The following is a 20,664-nucleotide window of genomic DNA, read 5'->3' as shown; positions in this document are numbered from 1 at the left end:
CGGACTATAAACGTCAGGAATGAGCCGGTTGCGAACATGCAGCCAGGCTTTGTTCTTCCAGATAAAAAGCCAGGGAGGTCGCGTGGCAAAGTTACTTACATTGGCAAAGGGAATATTTGCTTAAAACAGTTTTGTCATAGTCAGATATCCGCATCATTGAGACTACATTAGTAAGCATCATGCCGCTGTGAATTGGGCCTCACAAACCTGAACAAGAATCAGGTCTTATTGGATTACGTGCGGTGGCTGTGGTTATATTGACGCTATGATTCTGTAATTGGCTGATATTAATGTTTAAACATTTGCTCCTGCCTTTTGTAACGCTGCTCCTGTCCGGTTTCGTCAATGCCATGCCTGCGGCGCAAGAGGGCGAGTTCATCATAAAGAACTTTTCATTTGAAACCGGAGGCGAGCTGGATCTCAGGCAGCATTACCGTACCCTGGGTGAAATAAAACGGGACAGCAAGGGGCAGGTCACCAATGCTGTACTGGTGATGCATGGCACCACCGGCAGCGGAGCCGGGTTTATGCGTGACCGTTATGCCGGTGTACTGTTTGAAAAAGGCGGCCTTCTTGATGCAGAAAAGTACTTCATTATCCTGCCTGATGCCATTGGTCACGGCCAGTCGAGCAAGCCAAGTGACGGACTCGGTGGTGCATTTCCCACCTATACCTATGACGATATGGTGCGGGCCCAGCATCAGTTGTTAACAGAGCATCTGAATGTCGATCACTTACGACTGGTAACCGGCACATCAATGGGCGGCATGTTTTCCTGGGTATGGGGCTATACCTATCCTGACTATATGGATGCCTTGATGCCACTGGCCAGTTTGCCGGTGGAGATTGCGGGTCGCAATCGCATGCTGCGTAAAATGATTATCGATGCGGTTAAAAACGATCCTGAATGGAAACAGGGCAGTTACACAACACAACCCCCTGGCCTTCGTGAGGCCATGTATCCATTGATCATGATGGTATCAAGTCCGCTCAATTACCAGTTGCAAGCGCCTACCCGGGAACAGTCAGAAACCATGCTGGATAGTATGGTTGAACGCTATGCCGGTGCAATGGATGCTAATGATTTAATCTGGGCCTTTGATGCCTCGCGCTTTTACAACCCGAAGCCTCATCTTGAAGATATTAAAGCGCCACTGCTGGCGATTAATTCAGCTGACGATCAGGTAAATCCGCCCGAGCTGGGCATTCTGGAGCAGCAAATAAAACGGGTAAAACAAGGTGCAGCGGTTACACTGCCGATTACTGAGCTAACACGGGGCCATGGCACCCATTCTATACCCAGCATATGGGGTCCCTATCTTGCGCGCTTTTTGGCCGCGACCGGAGAGCAGGCAAGTCCTGACTTTTCGCTGCTGATATCGCCGCAAGCACCGTTATGGTCACAAGCGGTACCCGCTGAGTTTACTGCGCGATTTGAGACAACCGAAGGTGCATTTGATATTGCCGTACATAAAGAGTGGGCGCCTTTGGGCGCTGATCGATTTTATCATCTGGTCAAAAATGGTTTTTACGATGGGGTATCGATCAACCGGGTGGTGGAAGGCTTTATTGCTCAGTTTGGGTTAAGCCCATCACCGCAAGTCACTGACGCGTGGGCAGATCAGGCAATTAGTGATGACCCTGTTGTTGAAAGTAATCTGCGTGGTCGCGTTGCGTTTGCTATGACAGGCCCGGACACCAGAAACACCCAGGTTTATATCAGCCTGAACGATAACAGCCGACTGGATAAAGACGGCTTCGCTGTGTTTGGCGAGGTGACGGAAGGCATGGAGGTAGTCGACCGACTTTATTCACTTTATGGCGAAACTGCGGGTGGCGGAATGCGCGGTGGAAAACAAGGGCCAATAAAGGAACAGGGTAATGCGTATTTAGACAAGCATTATCCATTACTGGACTTTATTGTTGACGCGTATATTTCCAATGAGTAGTTATCAAAACCATGTCTTAATGCGTTTTAGACCATGTTATTAAGGGAACTCGTTTGGGGCGGGAGCCGCCCCGTTACATCCTAAACAACAAATGAATAAGTGGATGGATCCCAATATTTAACCGTACCCTGGGGCAGAGTTCTTAGAGTTGACCAAATCGATTTTCGTCAATGTGCTTTTTTACCGCCCAGTCATAATACAAAATTTACACTCAACCTCTGCGCGATCCCTTCGTCTTTACCGGGGTCTGTTTACACTGAAAGACCCCGGCATGGATGATTAAAACACCATCGACTTACCACGGCCGCTGGTTTGTGAGGCGGCATCCAGCCTGCCGATATTGTCCCGGCTGATTACCTGCAGGTCACCGAAACGCCTGTCATCAAGTTTATAGCCCATCTTTTCAAGCTGATATTTCGCCCTGGCAGAGAGGCCGGGATGATGGCGGATCACATCTTTTGGCAACAACTGATGATGCACGCGGGGTGCATTCACCAGCTCTTCGGCGCTCATGTCAAACAGCACCCGGTTTAAGATGGACTGAAACACCGAGCTGATAATGGTGGTACCGCCCGGTGAGCCGGTGACCATCTCCACCTGATTGTCTTTTAACAGAATGGTTGGTGTCATTGAGGAGAGCATGCGCTTTTGCGGCTCTATCTTGTTGGCTTCTTTGCCGATGGCACCAAAGAAATTCGGCACGCCGGGCTTGGCACTGAAGTCATCCATTTCATTGTTGAGCAAAAAGCCAGCCCCTTCCACTACCACGCCATTACCGAAGCTCAGATTAATGGTGGTGGTATTGGATACGGCATTACCCCATTGATCGATGATCGAGTAATGGGTGGTATCTTCACTTTCCTTCAGGCCGGGTTTGACCTTGTCGGTTGCTGAAATGCTGCCGATGGATACCTGCGCTGCCCGTCTGGCAATATAGGCATCATCGAGTAATTTTTCTGTGGGTACCGGGTAGAAATCCGGGTCACCCATATACTCACCACGGTCGGCAAAACCCAGTTTGCCCAGCTCCGCCAGTAAATGGATATAGCGGGCAGAATTATGTTCCAGATCCTGAAAGTGTTCCGCCAGTTGCGCCTGCATTTTCAGCATCTGCACCAGTACCAGACCGCCGGAGCTTGGTGGGGGCGCTGACAAAACCTGGTATTCCTGCCATTTTTCGCTGATCGGGGAGCGCCACTTGGCCTCGTATCCGGCCAAATCTTCCAGGCTGATCAGTCCCCCCTGATCCTGCATAAACTGGGCAATCAGGCGCGCGGTCACACCCTTGTAAAAATCTTCCGGGCCTTTTTCGGCAATGCGCTTTAAGGTGGCGGCAAGCTTGGGCTGTTTAAAAAGCTGATCGTCCCGCATGCGGCCAAAGAAGTGATCGAAATTACGACCATGGCGGTTCTGCTTGACGCGTCGGGTATAGCGTTTGACTGAGTTCACCAGCTTGGGGTGCGGCATAAAGCCATCTTCTGCCAGCTCAATAGCCGGTTTTATCAGGGCTGACCAGTCTTTTGTGCCGTATTTCTGGTGAGCCTGCCACATGCCCATTACCGCACCGGGCACACCCGATGCCAGAATACCGTACAGGGGCTTTTCCTGGATCACATTGCCCTTATCATCCAGGTACATATCCTTGTGAGCAGCGAGTGGCGCTTTTTCGCGATAATCTAGGAAGTCAGCCTGATTATCCTTGTAAATCAGCATAAAGCCGCCACCGCCGATATTACCGGCCTCGGGCAGGGTTACCGCCAGCACAAAGTTTGCCGCCACCGCGGCATCTACCGCATTGCCGCCATCTTCCAGTACCTGCCTGGCCACATCGGCACTGTAACTGTCGGGCATGGCCACAGCTGCCTGTTGTGTTTGTGCCGCAACAGGCTGAGCCACCAGTAAAATTACAAGAATAAAAAGTCTTAACATCATTCACCGCCGGAATAGAGAATAAGAACAGAGAGTTAACCTATCCCGAGTCAGCGCGAAAGTCTATGCCAGTGACAAAGGATTGAGTATGGAGGTCGCAATAAAAGCATAAAAATATTGTAATTCCGGGTCGATTCTCCGTTTTGTTATCCGACTTGTTACAGAACATCAATAACGGAGAGCAAGATGAGAGTCATAGTATTGGTAAAGGCCACTGAGAGCTCGGAAGCAGGAGAGATGCCATCTCCTGAACTGATGCAGGCCATGAATGAGTTTAATCAGGAACTGTTAAAGGCCGGAATTCTGGAAGCCGGAGAAGGGCTTAAACCCAGTAATGAAGGTAAGCGGGTACGTTTTTCACGTAATCATCGTGAAGTTATCGACGGTCCGTTTGGGCAGACAGAGGAACTGGTGGCAGGGTTCTGGGTCTGGCAGGTGTCGTCTATGCAAGAAGCGCTGGAGTGGGTGAAGCGTTGCCCTAATCCCATGCCACAGGAGTCGGATATTGAGATCCGGCCACTGTTTGAAATGGAGGATTTTGCCGAAGCCGATCCTGACGGTGAAATGGCCAGAGAGGAGCAGGCTATGCGTAACCGGCTCAGTGCTAAACGGTCGCAACTGACTCCCTATTTGTTTTTAAATGGTACCAGTGAAGCGGCGCTGAATTTCTATCAGCAGGCATTGGGTGCCGAGATAATCAGTATGATGCGTTTCAGCGAAAGCCCGGAACCTATGCCTGAAGGTGCCGTGCCTGAGGGATACGATAACAAGATTATGCATGCTGAATTCAGGATAGGTGACAACACTCTTTTTGCTTCTGACGGTTGCGGGCCTGATGAGTCAAGCAGTGGCTTCAGGCTGAATCTGACCGTCAGCTCGCAGACGGAGGCCGAGCGCATGTTTGCCGCACTCTCAGAAGGTGGCAGGGTGGATATGCCACTGGGACCCACTTTCTGGGCACCTTGCTTTGGTATGGTCACCGATCAGTTTAACTTGGGCTGGATGCTGATGGTGGCTCCTGCCGAAGAAGAGCAAAACTAAGAAAGGCCACGAAACAGCACCAATACATTAAAAATAAGGCTCGAGGGCAGCGGTGGCTGACAGCGCTGCCCAGATTGCTATGCAAACAGAAAGACCGCAACAGCAATAAGGTGGTTTTGCCACAGCCATTGGGGCCACTGATAAGGACCCGTGGAGCATCAATGGTGACACAGGTTGCGAAATAGTGATTGATGCGGATAACTCTGGCTGACCTGGTTAAAAGCGAACAACTGGGCAGGCTCCTTAACGCTTTGGCAACTTTGGCAGAGTGTTTGGTGCTGACTGACATCGCCTGGCTAGTCCCTGGGCAGCTTGTTCCGCTCTTTTTGCTCTGCCGATTTGACCTCGTACTCCCCTTCAATGGTGCTGCCGTCACTGTTCTGATCCGGGCGACCATAGTATTGCTGTTGCTGGGCCTGTACCACCTGAACCTGCATTTTGCTGAGTAACCAGCGGGCGATCAGCGGCCGTGAGAAGGGCGCGACCAGCAACAGACCAAAGGCATCGGTAACAAAACCCGGCGTTACCAACAGCACACCGGCGATGGCCAGCATCAGGCCTTCGACCATTTCCTGCCCGGGAATTTGTCCCATATCCAGCTTACGTCTGGCCTGAAATAAGGTGGCAACGCCCTGCATGCGCACTAATGCGGCGCCCACGGCGGCGGTGAGTATTACCAGGCCAATAGTGGGCCAGCCGCCGATCCGATCGCCCACTTCAATCAACAGGGCGATTTCGATAATGGGCATTACAGCGAACAGAAAAAACAGTTTTCCCATGGGGTATCCTAATGACCTCGCTCTCAATAAAGCGACAAACAGAGTATGTTGGGGTCAACTATAGCAATACAAGAGTAAGAGTACCCAGGCACAGAATATATGGCCGGCTCAGCGAGCGCCAGCAGCTTCAGGGCAAGGCACGTCGCCACAGGCATAGTGGGCCTACGTCAAGGCGGCGTAACGCAGCCATGGAGTCGCTGGCACTCGCCCGAAGGGTGAATTTCAAAGCCACTTCTGCTGCGTTCCTTGTTTTTAATTTAGGCCCACTAAACCTGCAAGCAAGCGCCTTGCATAAGGGGCTTTGAACTCCACTGAGCTCGTCATATATTTTGTGCTTGGGTACTTAAATGTTACAAAGTATATCTATGCACTATCTACGCCGCTGTCTGACGCGTTAAACCCGCAATTCGTGGACATCTGAATAAATTTTTGAAAGACAAAGTGAACAGGAGGGGTCTGATGACAGTATCTGATATTTGCCTGGTGCTATGCACCTGTCCCGATAATGAGGTCGCCGGTCAGATTGCCCGTGCGGCGGTGGAGCAAAAACGCGCTGCCTGTGTCAATATACTGCCCGGTTTGACCTCAGTTTATAGCTGGCAGGGCAAGGTGGAGCAGGACAGCGAAGTGCAGTTGCTGATGAAAACCACCCATGGCAATACAGATGAACTGTATAAGCTGGCGTTAAGCCTGCACCCTTATGATGAACCGGAATGGCTGGTGATCGATGTTTGTGGTGGCAGTGCCACCTACCTGGACTGGATTAGAAGTAGTACAAGATGATCAAAAACCCTCTGAAGTATTTTGTTATCGCCCTTTGTCTGTTGTTACCCGGGCTGGCTGTCGCCCAGGACCCGCTGGCAGATTTACTGGGTGATCAGCAGCAGTTTTTGCCTGTTGATGAAGCCTTTAAATTTAATTTCCGCCAACAGGACGGCAAGCTCAGTCTGAGCTGGCAGGTGGCTGAAGGCTATTATCTGTATAAAAAGCAGTTCAAAACGGCGCTTACTGACGTGCAGCTGTCAGCACCCCGGTATACCCCACTGCAGGGCGAGGAGATTGAAGATGAGTACTTCGGCATTTCTGAGGTGTATTTTGAAGATGTGAGTATCGAGTACGATATTCTGTCATCGGCACAGGACGGCGTCGTTAAAGTCCGTTATCAGGGCTGTGCCGAAGCCGGATTGTGTTATCCGGCCACCACTCAGGTGGTCTATCTGGATCAGGTGGGCGATGGGGCTGAGGGCAGTGAAACTGCGGTCGCGGGGCAGGAGCCGGAGGCAGGCAGTCGCTCCGAACAATTTGAGCTGGCCGATCTGCTCTCAAGCGATCAGCACCTGCTCTGGACCCTGCTGATCTTTGTGGTGCTCGGTGCCGGTCTGGCCCTGACGCCTTGTGTCTTTCCTATGTACCCCATTCTCTCCGGCATCATTATCGGTCAGGGTAAGGAGATTAAAACTTCCAAGGCCTTCAGCCTCAGTTTTGTGTATGTACAGGGTATGGCCATTACCTATTCGCTGCTTGGCCTGGTGGTGGCTTCGGCGGGGGTGCGGTTCCAGGCTGCGTTGCAGCACCCGGCCATTCTGGTGACCTTTATTGTGGTTTTTTCGCTGCTGGCGCTGGTGATGTTCGGTGCCTGGGAGCTGCAGTTACCGGCCAAATGGCAGGAAAAACTCAATAGTCTTAGCAACAAACAAAAAGGCGGTAATTATCCCGGCGTGTTTCTGATGGGGGCGATTTCCGGCCTGGTGGCGTCGCCCTGCACCACCGCCCCGCTGACCGGCATACTGCTGTTTGTGGCCCAAAGTGGCGATCTGGTGCTGGGTTTTACCGCCCTGTATGCCCTGAGTATCGGCATGGGCATACCCCTGGTGCTGTTTGGCATGACCGGTGGGAAATTGTTGCCAAGAGCCGGCGCCTGGATGAATGTGGTCAAGGTGACCTTTGGCTTTATGATGCTGGCGGTGGCGCTGCTGTTTGTGGAACGCATGATTGAAAACCAGTGGACCAATCTGGCCTGGGCGATTCTGGGGCTGGCCACCTTTAGTTACTGGCAGGTGATGAATCAGAGCACCGCCACCAGTTTCTTAAAAGGGGGGCGCAGCCTGGTGATTTTCCTGGGGCTGTTTGGCTCTGCGCTGTATGGCTATCAGGCGGTACTGCCTGGCGTCAGTTCGCTGCAGTCGGGCGGTGACCAGGGCAGCAGCAACGTATCTTTGCAGGGTGAAGAAGTACACTTTATGCGGGTCCGCGACCTGGGCGACTTTGCAGCTAAGCTGGAAGCGGCGAATGCACAAGGCAAGTCGGTGATGATCGACCTGTACGCGGACTGGTGTGTGGCCTGCAAGGAATTTGAGAAATATACCTTCCCCGATCCAGCGGTCAAAAAAGCGCTGGAGAATACCGTCATGATGCAAATTGATCTGACCGAAAACACACCAACCAGTCTGGAATTCCAGGAGGAATTTGCGGTGCTGGGGCTGCCTACCATTTTGTTCTTCGATGCCAAAGGCAACGAGCTACAAGGCGCCAGGGTCACCGGCTTTATGAACGCCAAGCGCTTTGCCGCCCACCTCGAAAAACTGCCGTTGTAGGGAGAGAGTTTTCAGTTTGCAGGAGTAGCAGGGATGTAGCGGAGCCGAATCCGGGGGCTTCCTGCTCGAAAAAGAAATCTCACCACAGAGGCACGGAGGGCACAGAGAAGTAAAGGGCATTAAACCGTTAATATCTCTGTGTTCTCCGTGCCTCTGTGGTTAATTAAGCCTTTATCCGGGGGCTATCTATCTGCTTTCGTCTACACTTATCAGCATCATAGCTTTGGGGAGCAGATAATGAGATGGTTATTGATATTATTCCTGGGCGTTGCGCTGAGCACACAGGCCGATGTGCTGCGCAGTCAACTGACCAGTGAAGTGCAAAACCGCGAACCGGTGGATAATCTACATGATGAGGTGGTGGGCCGCGCCGGGCAGATCACCACCGCGATATTTTTTACTCATATCGAAAACCGCAAGAATCAGCAGGTGGTACATAAGTGGCTGTACCAGGGCGAGCTGATGGCAGAAGTGACCTTCGATATCGGTAGTCACAGCTGGCGCACCTGGTCGAGCAAAGATTTCCTGCCCAGATGGCAGGGTGACTGGCAGGTACAGGTGTGGGTAGGCGAACAAATGCTGCTCAGCAAAGACTTTCAGTTTACTGTTGCGATGGAGAATTATTGAAGTTACAGGTCAATTACCCACTGTGCACAGCTGTCAAAGTTCAGGGGCGATGTTATTATCTGGTCAAACCTGATTAACGCTCCAAGAGAACTCAATGCATCCATCCCTTGTTCGTATCGCGACCCGCAAAAGCGCCCTGGCGTTGTGGCAGGCCGAGTATGTCAAACAGGCCTTAGAACAGGCTCACCCCGGTCTTAAGGTGGATCTGGTGCCCATGTCCACGCAGGGAGATCGGGTGCTGGACACGCCGCTGGCGAAAATTGGCGGCAAGGGATTGTTTATCAAAGAGCTTGAAGTGGCAATGCAGCAAGACAGAGCCGATATTGCCGTGCATTCCATGAAAGATGTGCCGATGGATTTGCCTGAAGGCTTTGGTTTATATGCCATTTGCGAGCGTGAAAATCCCTTTGATGCCTTTGTTTCCAACCAATATGCCGATTTACAGTCACTGCCCAGGGGGGCGGTAGTCGGCACCTCCAGTATGCGTCGCCAGTGCCAGCTCAAAGCCTGGCGCGATGATTTGCAGATCCGTGATTTGCGCGGCAATGTGAATACCCGCCTGGCAAAACTGGATAATGGTGACTACGACGCCATTATCCTCGCCTCTGCCGGCTTGATGCGATTGGGGATGGGCGATCGTATCAGCCAAAGTATTGAAGCAGAATTCTGCCTGCCAGCAGTGGGTCAGGGCGCGGTGGGGATTGAATGCCGTGATGATGACAAGGATCTGATCGCTCTGCTGAAACCCCTTAATCATGAGCCTACCGCTATTCGTGTGCAGGCTGAGCGGGCCATGAACCATACTTTGCAGGGGGGCTGTCAGGTACCTATTGGCGGATTCGCCTTGCTGGAAGATCAGCAAATCTGGTTGCGTGGTCTGGTGGGGGCGACAGATGGCAGTGAGGTCATCAGTGCCGAAATCCGTGGTGATGCCAGCGATGCAGAAGCCCTGGGCCAGCGACTGGGCCAAATGTTACTGGAAAAAGGCGCGAGAGAAATACTCAATGCCTTGTATCAGCAACATGACTGAATTTCTGTTACTGCGCCCCGAGGGTAAATGTCAACAAAGCTGTGAGCGCTTTGCCGCTGCCGGTATCCCGGTTATTGGTCTGCCCCTTTTACGTATCGAACCTCAGGTTGAACAGCTGGAGCAACTGACAGAAAAGTTGTTATCACTGCCAGCCCAAAGCAAGGTGATCTTTATCAGCACTTCGGCGGCTAAACTGACGCTGGAGGCTATGGCGGATAAAACCTGGCCGTCACAGTTAAGCTATTTCGCGGTTGGCAACAGCAGTGCCGAAATACTCCGCCAAGCCGGGCTGGCGGTACAGGTGCCAGAGCAGCAGGATTCCGAAGGCTTGCTGGCACTGGCGGAATTACAGGCAATAAATGGCCTGCCGGTGTTACTGGTAAAAGGCGAAGGGGGCCGGGAGTTGCTGGCCGAAGGCCTGGCAGAACGCGGCGCTGTGCTGATGCCTTTGAGTATTTACCGGCGTCAGCGGGTTGTGCAGCCTGAGCCGACACAGCCATGGAAACCAGAGCAGATTCAATGCATTATTACTACCAGTGGTGAACTGATGGATGCGGCATTTGCCCGGTTTGATCACAACTGGCTTAAAACGCTGCCCTGGATCCTGGTCAGTGACAGGCTGATACAACAGGCCAGAGAACGCGGTATTACCCGGGTGATCCGCAGTGACGATGCCAGTGACGATGCACTGATTCGCACTGCCCGACACTTTATGGAGCAACAATCTATGGCTGAGCCAGATACACATTCAAGTTCAAAAGCAGCACAACAGAGCGCAAAACCCGAACCTGAAAAGGCGCGGGATAAGACCTCCGCTGTGACACCTTCTTCCTCAGGTTCGCCCAAAAATAACAAAACGGAAAATAAGTCCGCTACAAAAGCCTCAGATAAAGGCCCGAGACCCGCCCGTACTGGTGTTCTGTGGCTGTTGGCAGTACTGAATCTGTTAATGGTGCTGATGCTATCGGCGGCTGGTTATTGGGGCTGGCAGCAATTCCGGCTCGCCCAACAGGCTGAAGATAGTGGCCTGGAGCAACTGGCGGCTGATGAGCAACGTCAGCGTCAGCAGCTGACGCAACAGCTCAGTGAGCAACTGGACAGCGCGGAACGGGCGCGGCAACAGGATATGCAAAGCCAGCAACAGGCATTGCAACAGCGCCTGGCGGAATTTGAACAACAACTCAGTGCTAACCAGCAACAGTTGCAGCAAGTCAAAGGCCGTCGTCCTAATGACTGGTTGCTGGCTGAGGCCGCCTATCTGGTGCGCATGGCGGGTCGTAAGCTGTGGCTGGAAAAAGACGTGCAAACCGCCATTTTACTGCTCGAATCTGCCGATACCCGACTCGAGGATCTCAGTGATCCCAGTCTGTTGCCGGTTCGCCAGGTATTGAGTGACGATATTCAGCAACTTCGCCAGATCAACCCGCAACCCCTGACTAAACTGGCGTTGCAACTGGGCGCCCTGGCCAATCAGGTGGATGCATTGCCACTGGATATGGTGGTATTGCCCGATGCGGAAGAACAACAGGTGCAGGAGGAGTTATCCGATTCGGTGTCAGACTGGCGTATGAATTTAAAGCGCAGCTGGCAGGGCATAGTCGATGATTTTATTACCGTTCGCCGGCGCACCGAGCAAACCAGGCCGTTACTGAGCGACAAACAGCAGTGGCTGGTGCGTGAGCAACTGCGTTTGTATCTGCTGCAGGCGCAACATCTGGTGTTAAGAGAACAGGCGGAGCTGTATCAGTCATTTTTGAGCGAAGCACAAAACTTACTGGAGATGTATTTTGCGCCTCAGGCTCCGGCGGTGGCGGGATTCAGCAGTTCACTGGCCGAATTACAGCAAACCGAACTTCGTCGTGATTATCCACAGCAACTGCAATCTGCAGTGGCACTGGAAGAACTTCTCAGGCAGCGCCTGAGTTCACAATATCAGGGTGAGCAGCCATGATCCGCCTGTTTATTATCCTGGCTCTTTTGCTGGCAGGGCTGATTGCCGGGCCATATCTCATAGGCCAGAAAGGTTATGTGCTGATTGCACTGGGCCACTGGACAGTGGAAATGAGCGTGATTTCTCTGGGGCTGATATTGATCGGTGCAATCCTGGCCTTTTTGCTGCTGGAATGGCTGATAAAACGTTTACTGACCCTGGCTACCGGCTCAAGGCAGTGGTTGGGTAACTGGGGTGAGCGGCGTCGCCGCAAAGCCTTTAGTCAGGGCCTGATCGCGCTGGAAGAAAACAATCTGGCCGAGGCCGAAAAGCAACTGGCCCGGGTCGACAGTGATCGCTTTTCCGGTTTGAATTTATTGCTGGCGGCACAGGTAGCACTGCGTTCCGGGCAGGCGGACAAGGCGAGAGAAAAATGGACTCAGGCTCTGGATTATCCTTCCTGTGTATTAGCGGCGCGACTGCATTTAAGTGAACTGGCGCTGGCGCAGCACAATCCTGCTCAGGCACTGGCCCTGCTCGGTGAGCTGGATGATAAACAGCAGCATCATCCGCAGGTGGCGGCGGTGTGGGCAAGGGCACTGGCGGCATCGGGCAAATGGCGGGTATTGCAGGAGAAGCTGGCTAACTGGAAAAAAGTGCTGGGCCGAGATGCCTATCAGCAATGGATGTTCAGGGCGGCGCAGGGCATTCTCGCCGAAGTGGCCAGCAAGGAAGGGGCGAATCAGCTTAAAGCTTACTGGCAGGAGCTGCCCCGTGCACAGCGTCATGATCCCTCTTATCAGGCTGCCTATATTCAACAGCTATTGGCGCAGAGAATGGATACGGATGCAGAGCAGTTGCTGGTGGACTGGCAGAGCAAAGGTCCTCATCCTTTGCTGTTACCCTTATTTCGTGAACTGAAGTTACCCAATCCGGTTAAGGCAATCAGGACACTGGAAGACTGGCTGAAAAGGGATGAGAAAAATGCAGAACTGCTTTCTGTGCTGGGACAGTTGTCGGCCCATGCCGGTGATCTGAGACTGGCGGAAAAGGCTCTCAGTAAAGCGCTGCACCTGAGACCCGATCACAAGGAAAGTCAGCAGGACAGGCTGCGCCTGGCCTGGGTCAAGGAACAGCAGCAGGATGATAAACAGGCCCTGAGTCTGTATAAACAGAGTCTTGCAGTTAGAGATGGGTGAGGAGTGAAGCGTAAGGAGTCAGGAGTGAGGGGGCCTGTACCCTTACACATTGCTATTCCGTATGTCGGATTTCAATCCGACAAGCCAGAGCCCATCCCGGAGAAGAACTTAATTCTGCCTTTCTAGAAGGTCGCTGGATGCCCGACAACAACACTCGGGCATGACCGGTCGTCGCTCCCGCGTGCTGTTGGCGGGAGCCCAGTGTCTTTATGTTTTTTAACCACGAATGAAAATCGAATCTCACCACGAAGGGCACGAAAAGCACGAAGCATTACAGAACACTCGATTCGACAACTCGTCAAATCTCAACCTTCGTGTTCCTTCGCGATCTTCGTGGTAAAGCTTGTCTCTCTGCTTTCGCAGGGGCGCAAAGTCGCAGGGTAAAATTAAAAGGGGCTTTCCTCAGCGGGCCCTGCGCCTCTGCGGGAGTAAAGTATTTGTTTGTGTTTTTAGTGTTTTTCGTGGTTATTTCCCGCTTTCATCATCTTCCAGCCAGCGATACAGTGTCCGGCGGGTGATCCCCAGTATTTGTGCCGCCTTTTGTTTGTTGCCGCCGGTATGCTCAAGCACCTGAGCGACATATTGTTGCTGCATTTGTTGCAGGCTGGGCCAGCTTTGCGGCCGGCTCTCATCGATGCTCCCTGGCACCGCAGGCGCTGATTCACGGATCCGTTCCGGCAGGTCAGCCAGCCCGATATCGTTATCCTGGCAGAAGGTATAGGCCCGTTCTATGGCATTTTGCAGCTCTCTGACATTACCGGCAAAGGGATACTGATAAAGGCAGTCCAGTGCTTCGGGGGCAATGCCCCGCACCTGCTTGGGCTGAGAGAGTCTGAGTTGCTGTAGAAAATGCTCGGCAAGTAGTTCCAGATCCTCGCCGCGTTCGCGCAGTGGCGGCACTTTGATGGTAAAGGTTTCCAGGCGGTAGAACAGATCGGCACGAAAGGCGCCATCGGCTACCCGCTGCTCAAGATCCTGATGAGTGGCGGCAAGAATACGCACATCCACACGCTCTTCCTTATCACTGCCAACAGGGCGCATGGTGCCTTCCTGCAGTACTCTCAGCAGCTTGGCCTGCAAAGATACCGGCATCTCGCCGATTTCATCCAGTAAAAGACTGCCGCCTTGTGCTTCTTTGAGCAAACCGGCCCGGGCCAGTTTGGCCCCGGTAAAAGCGCCGGCAGCATGGCCAAAGAACTCGCTTTCCATCAGCTCAGCAGGGATGCCGGCACAGTTGATAGCCAGAAAGGGCTTGTCGTGACGGGGGCTTGCCTGATGCACTGCTTTGGCGACCAGCTCCTTGCCGGTCCCGCTTTCGCCGAGGATCAGTACGCCGCCATCGGCCGGGGCAATATGCTCAATCTGATGGTATAACTGGCGCATGCTACGACTTTTCCCCACCAGGCCATAGGTCTCAGCCTTCTGTTGTTGGCGATACTGATTCACCTCCAGATAAAGCGCCCGGTGTTCCAGCAGACGTTTGACGTTTAACAGCAGGTGTTCGAGATCCAGCGGTTTGGTAATAAAGTCATCGGCACCCTGTTTGAGGGCAGATACGGCTTCGTTCACCGAGGCAAAGGCGGTAATCAACAACACTGCCGGTGCAGGATCCCAGGCCTTGAGTTTGGGCAGCAGTTGCATACCACTGATTCCTGGCAGACGAATGTCGCTGATCACCAGATCCGGCTTATCCTCGATATGATGTTGTAAGGCCAGTTCGGCAGACTCAAAGGCATTCACCTGATAACCGCAACTCTCCAGTTCCTCCTGGAGCAACTCGCGCAATCCGGGATCGTCCTCTACAACGCTAACCTGACTAAGATTCATGTGCTGAATTTTCCTGCAATGGGAGTCTGACAGTAACCCGACAACCGCCGTTCTTACGGTTTGTCAGGGTCAGTTCTCCGCGGTGGTCTTTGATAATATGAGCGGCAATAGTCAGCCCCAGCCCGGTGCCTTCTCCCTGACTTTTAGTGGTGTAAAAGGGGCTGAGTAGTTTTTCACTTTGCTCCGGCGTGGTAAGGCCCGGTCCGTCGTCTTCTATATGGATCATTAGAGATTCTGAATCTTTATGCCAATAAATGGTTACTTCACGTTGTGCCGCCTGCACCGCATTGCGCAGGATATTGATCAGCGCCAGTTCCAGACGCTGAGGATCGCCACAGAGCATCTGTGCCGGCGACGATGGGGTGATCTGTATCTGGCAGCTGTCGATCAGCATTTCATAACCGAGGTTTTCCACCGCCTGGTTTACCAGTTCTGTAATGCCAAACTCTTCGGTCTGCACCTGCTGATGACGGCTGAAATCCAACAGTTGCTGCACCATGCGGGTCAGGCGCTTTACCTGGCCCCTCACCGCCTCAAGCTGACGCAGGCTGTCGGCATCATCGGTCTTGCGACTCAGGCGTTGTGCGCGGCCATCAATTACTGTTAACGGGGCGCCAAGTTCATGGGCGACACCGCGGGCCACCTGACCAATGGCCGCCATCTTTTCTTTTTCTTTAAGTTGTTCCTGTAAAAGATACTCCTGGTGTCGGTGGGCGCTGATCTCCGCTTCGGCGGCGGTAATACTGTCGAGCATCTGATTTAATCCGGTTATCAGTTCACGTATCTCTCTGGGGCCGGACTCGGTGGCTCTGTGCTTGTGATCACCCTGTGCGACGCGGCGCATGCTGTTCACCAGTTGGCTGACATAACGACCGATAGCGCGGTGGTGGCCGAGAAACAGGATACCCAGCGTTACCAGCACCAGGCCGGCCCAGCTCAGCCAGGCAAGACGGGTCAGTTTTTCGAATGAGCGCTCAAAATCGCTGGCACGGCGGGTAATCTGTAGCAGGCCATTTACTTCCCCCTGGCGGTCGGTGATGGGTAAAAAATAAGAATACACGTCCCGTCCTTCAACAGAGCGATAGCCGTCCTGCTGTTCTCCTGTCTGTACAACCAGTTCGGCCATATAACTGCGGCTGAGATCTTTTTCTGTGACGCCGGAAAACGTCACCAGTTTACCCTCTTTATCGAAGACGGAGGCGCCGTAGACTCTGCCAATACTGAATACCGACTCAAGATTGGATTGCAGGGCAGTGAGGTCATTCTTGGCCAGCGCCTCACTTACCGGTAAGCGGATGGCCCGGCCTACCAGCTCGAGATCGCTGCGTAATTTCTCATTCGCCATCTGTTTGACAAACGCCAGTCCAAACCAGGTGACCAGGGCATAGATGATCACCATGGGCAGTACCAGATACAGCGTCAGCAGAGGTTGCAGACCCATGGCCTTGAGCTTGTGTATACCCTGTAAAAATATGTTCAAATTTGTCACACCGTGACACTTTCCCATGTCAAAAGGATACACTATTAATCGGGTTGTCGCAGAGTAGTAGCTAGCTGCAATTGATATAGTTGTTATAAAACAATGAGTTAAGATTTTATTGCGAGGTTGGCACGAGCTTCGCTCTGTTTGCTATGACATGACGTAAATTGAATTGGTAGATTTTTGCCAGCGAATAACAGGAGACACAACGATGCGTAAATTAATGATAGCTGCTTCCACCAGTATTGCTTTGATGGGCTTTACCGCAGGCGCTGTAGCCCAGGATGCTCCGGCCCCTGAGCAGCAGGCGCAATTTCAGAAGCGTGTATCTGATGCCAAGTTGGCGCAGGTAGTCGAGGCAATGAGTGAAGTGCGCGCCATCAGCGGTAAATATGCTGAAGCTTTCCAGAACGCCGATGATGCTACCAAGGCCCAGGAAATCCAGCAAAAAGCCCAGCAGGAGATGATCGATGCCGTGTCTGAATCAGGTCTGTCTACTGATGAGTACAATACCATTGTTCAGCGCCTGCAGACCGACGAGCAATTGCGCGGGCGCATGAACGAACTCGCCGGTGAATAATCTGCCTGGCTGAAGGATAGAGAAGGGGGAGCTTTTTAGCTTCCCCTTTTTTGTTAGTCCGTGATATTTATCGCGGGCATTAAGGATTGTAACGCTTATACGGTGACGCTGGTGCTGCTGATACAGTAAGATGCTATTTCACGGAGGATTTATGCAGGCATCTCAGCCAAAAACCGTCAACTGGGTCATTCTGTTACTGGCCTCAATCACCGCTGTTACCCCGCTGGCAATCGATATGTATTTGCCGGCTTTTTTGGCGATCTCTGAAAGTCTGGACGCCGAAATATCTCTGGTTCAGGTTTCCCTGAGTTGCTATCTGGCGGGTTTTGCCTTATCCATGCTGATGTTCGGTCCCATCGCCGATATCGTTGGCCGTCGTCCCCTGGCGCTCTGGGGTCTGTGTCTGTTTATTCTGTTCAGTACTGCGATTGTTTTTGTGCGTCAGATAGAGTGGTTTCTGGTACTGCGCACCCTGCAGGCCATGGCGGGTGGTGCGGCGGCGGTGGTGGTGCCCGGTATTGTCCGGCATCTGTATGGCCAGAATACCGCCAAAGGCATGTCTTATGTGTCGATGATCATGATGATTGCGCCACTGATCGCGCCCAGTGTCGGCAGTCTGATCCTGCAATGGTTCGACTGGCGGGTGATCTTTGCGGTGCTGGCTTGCTATGCCTTGTTGCTGTGGCTGCCTGCGTTTCGCTGGTTACCGGAGGTTGCTACCCGCACTCAGCATGGCCCCTGGCTGAAGCTGTTTTTCTCCGGTTACGTGACCGTGCTGGGTAATAGGGCAGCCCAGCCCCATATCGCCATTTCCATGCTGGTATCTTTCGCCTTTTTTGGCTATCTGACCGCCGTGCCTGTGGTGTATATGGAGGCCTTCGGGGTGTCTGAGCAGTTATTCGGCATCCTGTTCGCCTCCAATGTGGCCGCATTAATGATGGTGAATTTTGTTAATACCCGGCTGGTGGTGCGCCTCGGCTCAGAAAGAATGCTGACCATTGGCCTGGTGCTGGGCTTGTCTGCTGCCGCCAGTCTGCTTACTGTAAACCTGCTTGGATTAGGCCTGGCTTTTACGGTGATCAGCATTATCCCGCTGATTGGCTCCTTGGGACTGATGGCAGTGAATGCCGACTCGCTGATACTGATTCGTTTTCCCCATCACTCAGGCACGGCCACTGCAGTGATTGGCAGCCTGCGCTTTGGCAGCGGCGCCCTGGTGGGTCCGGTACTGGCGCTTACCTACACAGGTACGGCGGTGCCTTTTGCCACGCTGATGTTCTGTGCACTGGTGGTGGTGTTGCTGACTAAAGTGATTACCCGTGGCAGGGTCGATACAACCGATGATGAGATAAATGCATTGGATAAAAAGGTCAACTAACGGCGTTCAGGTAAGTATATGCCCCGGTTGGATGCGAACTGCCACAGCCAAATTCCATAACGGTTCAGGTAACTAACAGAATTCCCACTGCGCTTTGATCCCGCTAGTGTAAAAATTTCATCTGCAGGATCAATAATATGAAGATCTATCGACTGACTAATGGTAGCGGTGATGCATTGGCGGTGCTGGAAAAAGGAGCGACACTGCAGCGCTGGTCTGTCCGTCTGGGTAGTGATCATCGAGATCTGATTCTGCGCTACCCTCAGTTGCAGCCATATGCGCAGGATCCCTTTTACCTCGGTGCGCTGGTGGGGCCCTTTGCCAATCGTATTGGCGGCGGTGTGGTCAGCATTGATCAGCAGGCTTATCAGTTGCAGCAGAACGAAGGGCTTAATCATCTGCACGGTGGAAGCCAGGGCCTGCATCTGCAACACTGGCATTGTATCGACCGTCAGCCCGCCAGATTGGTACTGGGTTGTGAGACAGAAGACGGTCAGGGAGGCTATCCCGGCCCCACAGCGTTTCAGGTAACCTATAAGCTGGGCGATGACAGCAGTCTGGATATCTGCCTTGAGGCCCGTGCCAGCCGCCCCACTCTGGTAGGTCCTACACTGCACCCCTATTTCAATCTGTCAGGCGGAGAAGGGGCCATCGATGATCATCAATTGCTTATCAGGGCCGACCATTACACCGTTGTTGATAATTGCAATATTCCGACCGGAGAGCTGCGCAAGGCACAGAACAGTGAACTGGACTTCAGCCACTTCCGGACTCTGGCAGGCAGCCAACTGGATCATAACTTTGTGGTCAGTGGTGATTTGCAACGGCCCAGCGCCGAATTACTAAGTCCGGATCAGCGATTGCTCCTTGCCGTCAGCTCTGACTATCCCGGATTGCAGGTCTATACCGGCGAGCATCTGAGCTCACCTTTTAGTCCCCGTCAGGGGTTGTGCCTGGAGCCCCAGTTTTTCCCCGACTCGCCCAATCACAAAGAGTTTCCTTTTCATTTTACCCGCCCGGGTAAGCCTTTTGTTGCCAATATCCGCTATGAGCTGAAAAAAGCCTGAATAGGGATCGGTTTACCAATTGTAAACTGAGTTCTCTGTGTTTAGCCCGGCTTTGTTTTTTTGAATTATATGGCGCTATAGAGGCTGCCTGGGAGAGGCCTTTGCACGGGTCAAACCGGGATGCAGAATGAGCACTAGTTAGCTGAGCGGCACTTCGCGGATACGCTTCAGAATGGCCTCCATCTGTTGCTGCAGTATCAGGCTTGCCGAAAGGGGCATAATGTCCGATTCCGGTTTGCCCTCACGAATAGCCTGACTGGCCGCCATAATCTCAAACTCAAAACCGCTGCCCTGGCGGTTGTCCCTGAAGTGATCGACTCGCTCATCCAGCACATACAGACTGGCCTCGCTGGCGCGAAAGAAATCCGGGATGGCAATATAGCCCTGATCGCCGATGATAAATCCGTAGTTAGGTAATCTGCAGCGAAAGCTGGTTGCCAGCGTCGAGATGCGATCACCATAGTCCATCGTCCAGTGCACTTCGTCATCGACACCGCTGGGTGCCTGATGGGCTTTAACCCTCAGGCTCTGATAAGGCTGCGGATTAAATAACAGATTCAGCGCCAGCGGATAAATGCCCATATCCAGCAGCGCGCCGCCGGCCAGTGCCGGATTGTAGGTTCTGGCGTCAGGATCATAGGGTTGAGGATAACCAAAATCCCCCTTCACATGCAGCAGGCGGCCAATACGGCCTTCGTCCACCCATTGTTTGGCCTTGCGGATGGCGGGCAGAAACCAGGTCCACATGGCTTCCATTAGAAAGCAGTTCCGGGCTTTGGCCAGCCCACTCAGCTCAATACACTGGGCCGTGCTGATGGTAATGGGTTTCTCGCACAGCACGTGCTTACCAGCTTGCAGTGCAGCCTTAGTCTGTTCGAAGTGAAAGTTATGGGGGGTGGCAATATAGATGGCATCGATATCAGTGTGCTCGAACAGGGCCTGATAACCCTCAATGGCTTCGGTAATATTGTGCTCACGGGCAAACTTCGCAGCATCGGATAATTGCCTGGAGGCCACCGCCAGAATGCGGCTGTGGGGTACAAATGCCATGTCTCTGGCAAAAGTCCGGGCGATACGTCCGGCGCCGATAATACCCCAGTTGATAGTGGAATTAAGCTGCATTGTCACACCTGAATAGAAAAAGTGGGGTCAGAGTAAACTTTTCAACCGCAGCATGTGAACCTTAAACTGTTCCAGATGAGAAAAGTTTACTCTGACCCCACTTTTCACTCTGACCCCACTTTTCACTGACCC

General features: G+C 52.8%; 16 protein-coding genes. 11 read left to right on the top strand and 5 right to left on the bottom strand.

Annotated elements, in window-relative coordinates; all coding sequences use genetic code 11:
- Positions 1 to 290: 290 nt before the first annotated feature.
- Positions 291 to 1,949 carry an alpha/beta fold hydrolase gene (locus AT746_RS17785; RefSeq protein WP_062483195.1) on the top strand — a complete coding sequence of 553 codons (1,659 nt, stop codon included), beginning with the start codon at positions 291 to 293 and terminating at the stop codon, positions 1,947 to 1,949.
- A 279-nt stretch (positions 1,950 to 2,228) separates the two neighbouring features.
- Here the strand turns inward: AT746_RS17785 and ggt are convergent, their stop codons facing one another.
- Positions 2,229 to 3,881, bottom strand: coding sequence for a gamma-glutamyltransferase (ggt, locus tag AT746_RS17780; RefSeq protein WP_062483193.1), 1,653 nt, complete (start codon positions 3,879 to 3,881; stop codon positions 2,229 to 2,231).
- 183 nt (positions 3,882 to 4,064) lie between these two features.
- Here ggt and AT746_RS17775 point away from each other — a divergent pair, with 183 nt between their 5' ends.
- Positions 4,065 to 4,919 (top strand): YciI family protein, encoded by an 855-nt coding sequence (locus AT746_RS17775; protein ID WP_062483191.1) that lies wholly within the window; start codon positions 4,065 to 4,067, stop codon positions 4,917 to 4,919.
- 296 nt (positions 4,920 to 5,215) lie between these two features.
- Here AT746_RS17775 and AT746_RS17770 read toward each other — a convergent pair whose 3' ends face one another.
- Positions 5,216 to 5,698 (bottom strand): FxsA family protein, encoded by a 483-nt coding sequence (locus AT746_RS17770; RefSeq protein ID WP_062483189.1) that lies wholly within the window; start codon positions 5,696 to 5,698, stop codon positions 5,216 to 5,218.
- A gap of 459 nt (positions 5,699 to 6,157) precedes the next feature.
- On the opposite strand from AT746_RS17770, the gene cutA reads away from it, so the two are divergent.
- The 6 genes from cutA to AT746_RS17740 all read left to right on the top strand — a co-directional run bounded on the left by cutA (position 6,158) and on the right by AT746_RS17740 (position 13,078).
- Entirely contained in the window at positions 6,158 to 6,481 is a 324-nt protein-coding gene (cutA, locus tag AT746_RS17765; RefSeq protein ID WP_062483187.1) for a divalent-cation tolerance protein CutA, read from the top strand.
- Positions 6,478 to 8,292, top strand: a complete 1,815-nt coding sequence (locus AT746_RS17760) for a protein-disulfide reductase DsbD (protein ID WP_082633333.1) — start codon at positions 6,478 to 6,480, stop codon at positions 8,290 to 8,292. Before cutA ends, AT746_RS17760 begins: the two co-directional genes overlap by 4 nt.
- Positions 8,293 to 8,529: 237 nt before the next feature.
- Positions 8,530 to 8,919, top strand: a complete 390-nt coding sequence (locus AT746_RS17755; RefSeq protein ID WP_062483185.1) for a DUF2914 domain-containing protein — start codon at positions 8,530 to 8,532, stop codon at positions 8,917 to 8,919.
- 94 nt (positions 8,920 to 9,013) lie between these two features.
- Positions 9,014 to 9,949 (top strand): hydroxymethylbilane synthase, encoded by a 936-nt coding sequence (hemC, locus tag AT746_RS17750; RefSeq protein WP_062483183.1) that lies wholly within the window; start codon positions 9,014 to 9,016, stop codon positions 9,947 to 9,949.
- Positions 9,942 to 11,900 (top strand): uroporphyrinogen-III C-methyltransferase, encoded by a 1,959-nt coding sequence (locus AT746_RS17745; protein ID WP_062483182.1) that lies wholly within the window; start codon positions 9,942 to 9,944, stop codon positions 11,898 to 11,900. Before hemC ends, AT746_RS17745 begins: the two co-directional genes overlap by 8 nt.
- Positions 11,897 to 13,078: a heme biosynthesis HemY N-terminal domain-containing protein gene (locus AT746_RS17740; RefSeq protein ID WP_062483180.1), complete on the top strand. Its 1,182-nt coding sequence runs from the start codon at positions 11,897 to 11,899 to the stop codon at positions 13,076 to 13,078. The genes AT746_RS17745 and AT746_RS17740 overlap by 4 nt, the downstream gene beginning before the upstream one ends.
- Positions 13,079 to 13,543: 465 nt before the next feature.
- On the opposite strand, the gene AT746_RS17735 is transcribed toward AT746_RS17740, so the two are convergent.
- A complete protein-coding gene (locus AT746_RS17735; protein WP_062483179.1) occupies positions 13,544 to 14,905 on the bottom strand; it encodes a sigma-54-dependent transcriptional regulator in 1,362 nt (453 codons plus the stop codon).
- The gene (locus tag AT746_RS17730; RefSeq protein ID WP_420480297.1) at positions 14,895 to 16,394 is read right to left on the bottom strand and encodes an ATP-binding protein; all 1,500 of its coding nucleotides are present in this window, start codon (positions 16,392 to 16,394) and stop codon (positions 14,895 to 14,897) included. Before AT746_RS17730 ends, AT746_RS17735 begins: the two co-directional genes overlap by 11 nt.
- A 202-nt stretch (positions 16,395 to 16,596) precedes the next feature.
- Between AT746_RS17730 and AT746_RS17725 the strand changes: the two genes are divergently transcribed.
- The 3 genes from AT746_RS17725 (at position 16,597) to AT746_RS17715 (ending at position 19,410) form a co-directional block, all read left to right on the top strand.
- Positions 16,597 to 16,965, top strand: a complete 369-nt coding sequence (locus tag AT746_RS17725; RefSeq protein WP_062483177.1) for a DUF4168 domain-containing protein — start codon at positions 16,597 to 16,599, stop codon at positions 16,963 to 16,965.
- A 151-nt stretch (positions 16,966 to 17,116) separates the two neighbouring features.
- Complete coding sequence (locus tag AT746_RS17720; protein ID WP_062483175.1) at positions 17,117 to 18,343, top strand: multidrug effflux MFS transporter; 1,227 nt, start codon at positions 17,117 to 17,119, stop codon at positions 18,341 to 18,343.
- Between the two features lie 137 nt (positions 18,344 to 18,480).
- Positions 18,481 to 19,410: an aldose epimerase family protein gene (locus AT746_RS17715; protein ID WP_062483173.1), complete on the top strand. Its 930-nt coding sequence runs from the start codon at positions 18,481 to 18,483 to the stop codon at positions 19,408 to 19,410.
- 138 nt (positions 19,411 to 19,548) lie between these two features.
- On the opposite strand, the gene AT746_RS17710 is transcribed toward AT746_RS17715, so the two are convergent.
- Positions 19,549 to 20,532 carry a Gfo/Idh/MocA family protein gene (locus AT746_RS17710; protein WP_062483172.1) on the bottom strand — a complete coding sequence of 328 codons (984 nt, stop codon included), beginning with the start codon at positions 20,530 to 20,532 and terminating at the stop codon, positions 19,549 to 19,551.
- Positions 20,533 to 20,664 lie beyond the last annotated feature (132 nt).

The sequence above is a fragment of the Lacimicrobium alkaliphilum genome (assembly GCF_001466725.1).
Taxonomy (GTDB): domain Bacteria; phylum Pseudomonadota; class Gammaproteobacteria; order Enterobacterales; family Alteromonadaceae; genus Lacimicrobium; species Lacimicrobium alkaliphilum_B.
This window is presented reverse-complemented; position numbering and strand designations above follow the sequence as displayed.

Excerpts from the sequence above, each read along its gene's own strand:
- AT746_RS17775 (WP_062483191.1), top strand. The coding sequence starts at position 4,065 with ATGAGAGTCATAGTATTGGTAAAGGCCACTGAGAGCTCGGAAGCAGGA.
- ggt (WP_062483193.1), bottom strand. The coding sequence starts at position 3,881 with ATGATGTTAAGACTTTTTATTCTTGTAATTTTACTGGTGGCTCAGCCT.
- AT746_RS17745 (WP_062483182.1), top strand. The coding sequence starts at position 9,942 with ATGACTGAATTTCTGTTACTGCGCCCCGAGGGTAAATGTCAACAAAGC.
- AT746_RS17760 (WP_082633333.1), top strand. The coding sequence starts at position 6,478 with ATGATCAAAAACCCTCTGAAGTATTTTGTTATCGCCCTTTGTCTGTTG.
- AT746_RS17715 (WP_062483173.1), top strand. The coding sequence starts at position 18,481 with ATGAAGATCTATCGACTGACTAATGGTAGCGGTGATGCATTGGCGGTG.
- hemC (WP_062483183.1), top strand. The coding sequence starts at position 9,014 with ATGCATCCATCCCTTGTTCGTATCGCGACCCGCAAAAGCGCCCTGGCG.
- AT746_RS17735 (WP_062483179.1), bottom strand. The coding sequence starts at position 14,905 with ATGAATCTTAGTCAGGTTAGCGTTGTAGAGGACGATCCCGGATTGCGC.
- AT746_RS17725 (WP_062483177.1), top strand. The coding sequence starts at position 16,597 with ATGCGTAAATTAATGATAGCTGCTTCCACCAGTATTGCTTTGATGGGC.
- AT746_RS17755 (WP_062483185.1), top strand. The coding sequence starts at position 8,530 with ATGAGATGGTTATTGATATTATTCCTGGGCGTTGCGCTGAGCACACAG.
- AT746_RS17785 (WP_062483195.1), top strand. The coding sequence starts at position 291 with ATGTTTAAACATTTGCTCCTGCCTTTTGTAACGCTGCTCCTGTCCGGT.
- cutA (WP_062483187.1), top strand. The coding sequence starts at position 6,158 with ATGACAGTATCTGATATTTGCCTGGTGCTATGCACCTGTCCCGATAAT.
- AT746_RS17740 (WP_062483180.1), top strand. The coding sequence starts at position 11,897 with ATGATCCGCCTGTTTATTATCCTGGCTCTTTTGCTGGCAGGGCTGATT.
- AT746_RS17770 (WP_062483189.1), bottom strand. The coding sequence starts at position 5,698 with ATGGGAAAACTGTTTTTTCTGTTCGCTGTAATGCCCATTATCGAAATC.
- AT746_RS17720 (WP_062483175.1), top strand. The coding sequence starts at position 17,117 with ATGCAGGCATCTCAGCCAAAAACCGTCAACTGGGTCATTCTGTTACTG.
- AT746_RS17710 (WP_062483172.1), bottom strand. The coding sequence starts at position 20,532 with ATGCAGCTTAATTCCACTATCAACTGGGGTATTATCGGCGCCGGACGT.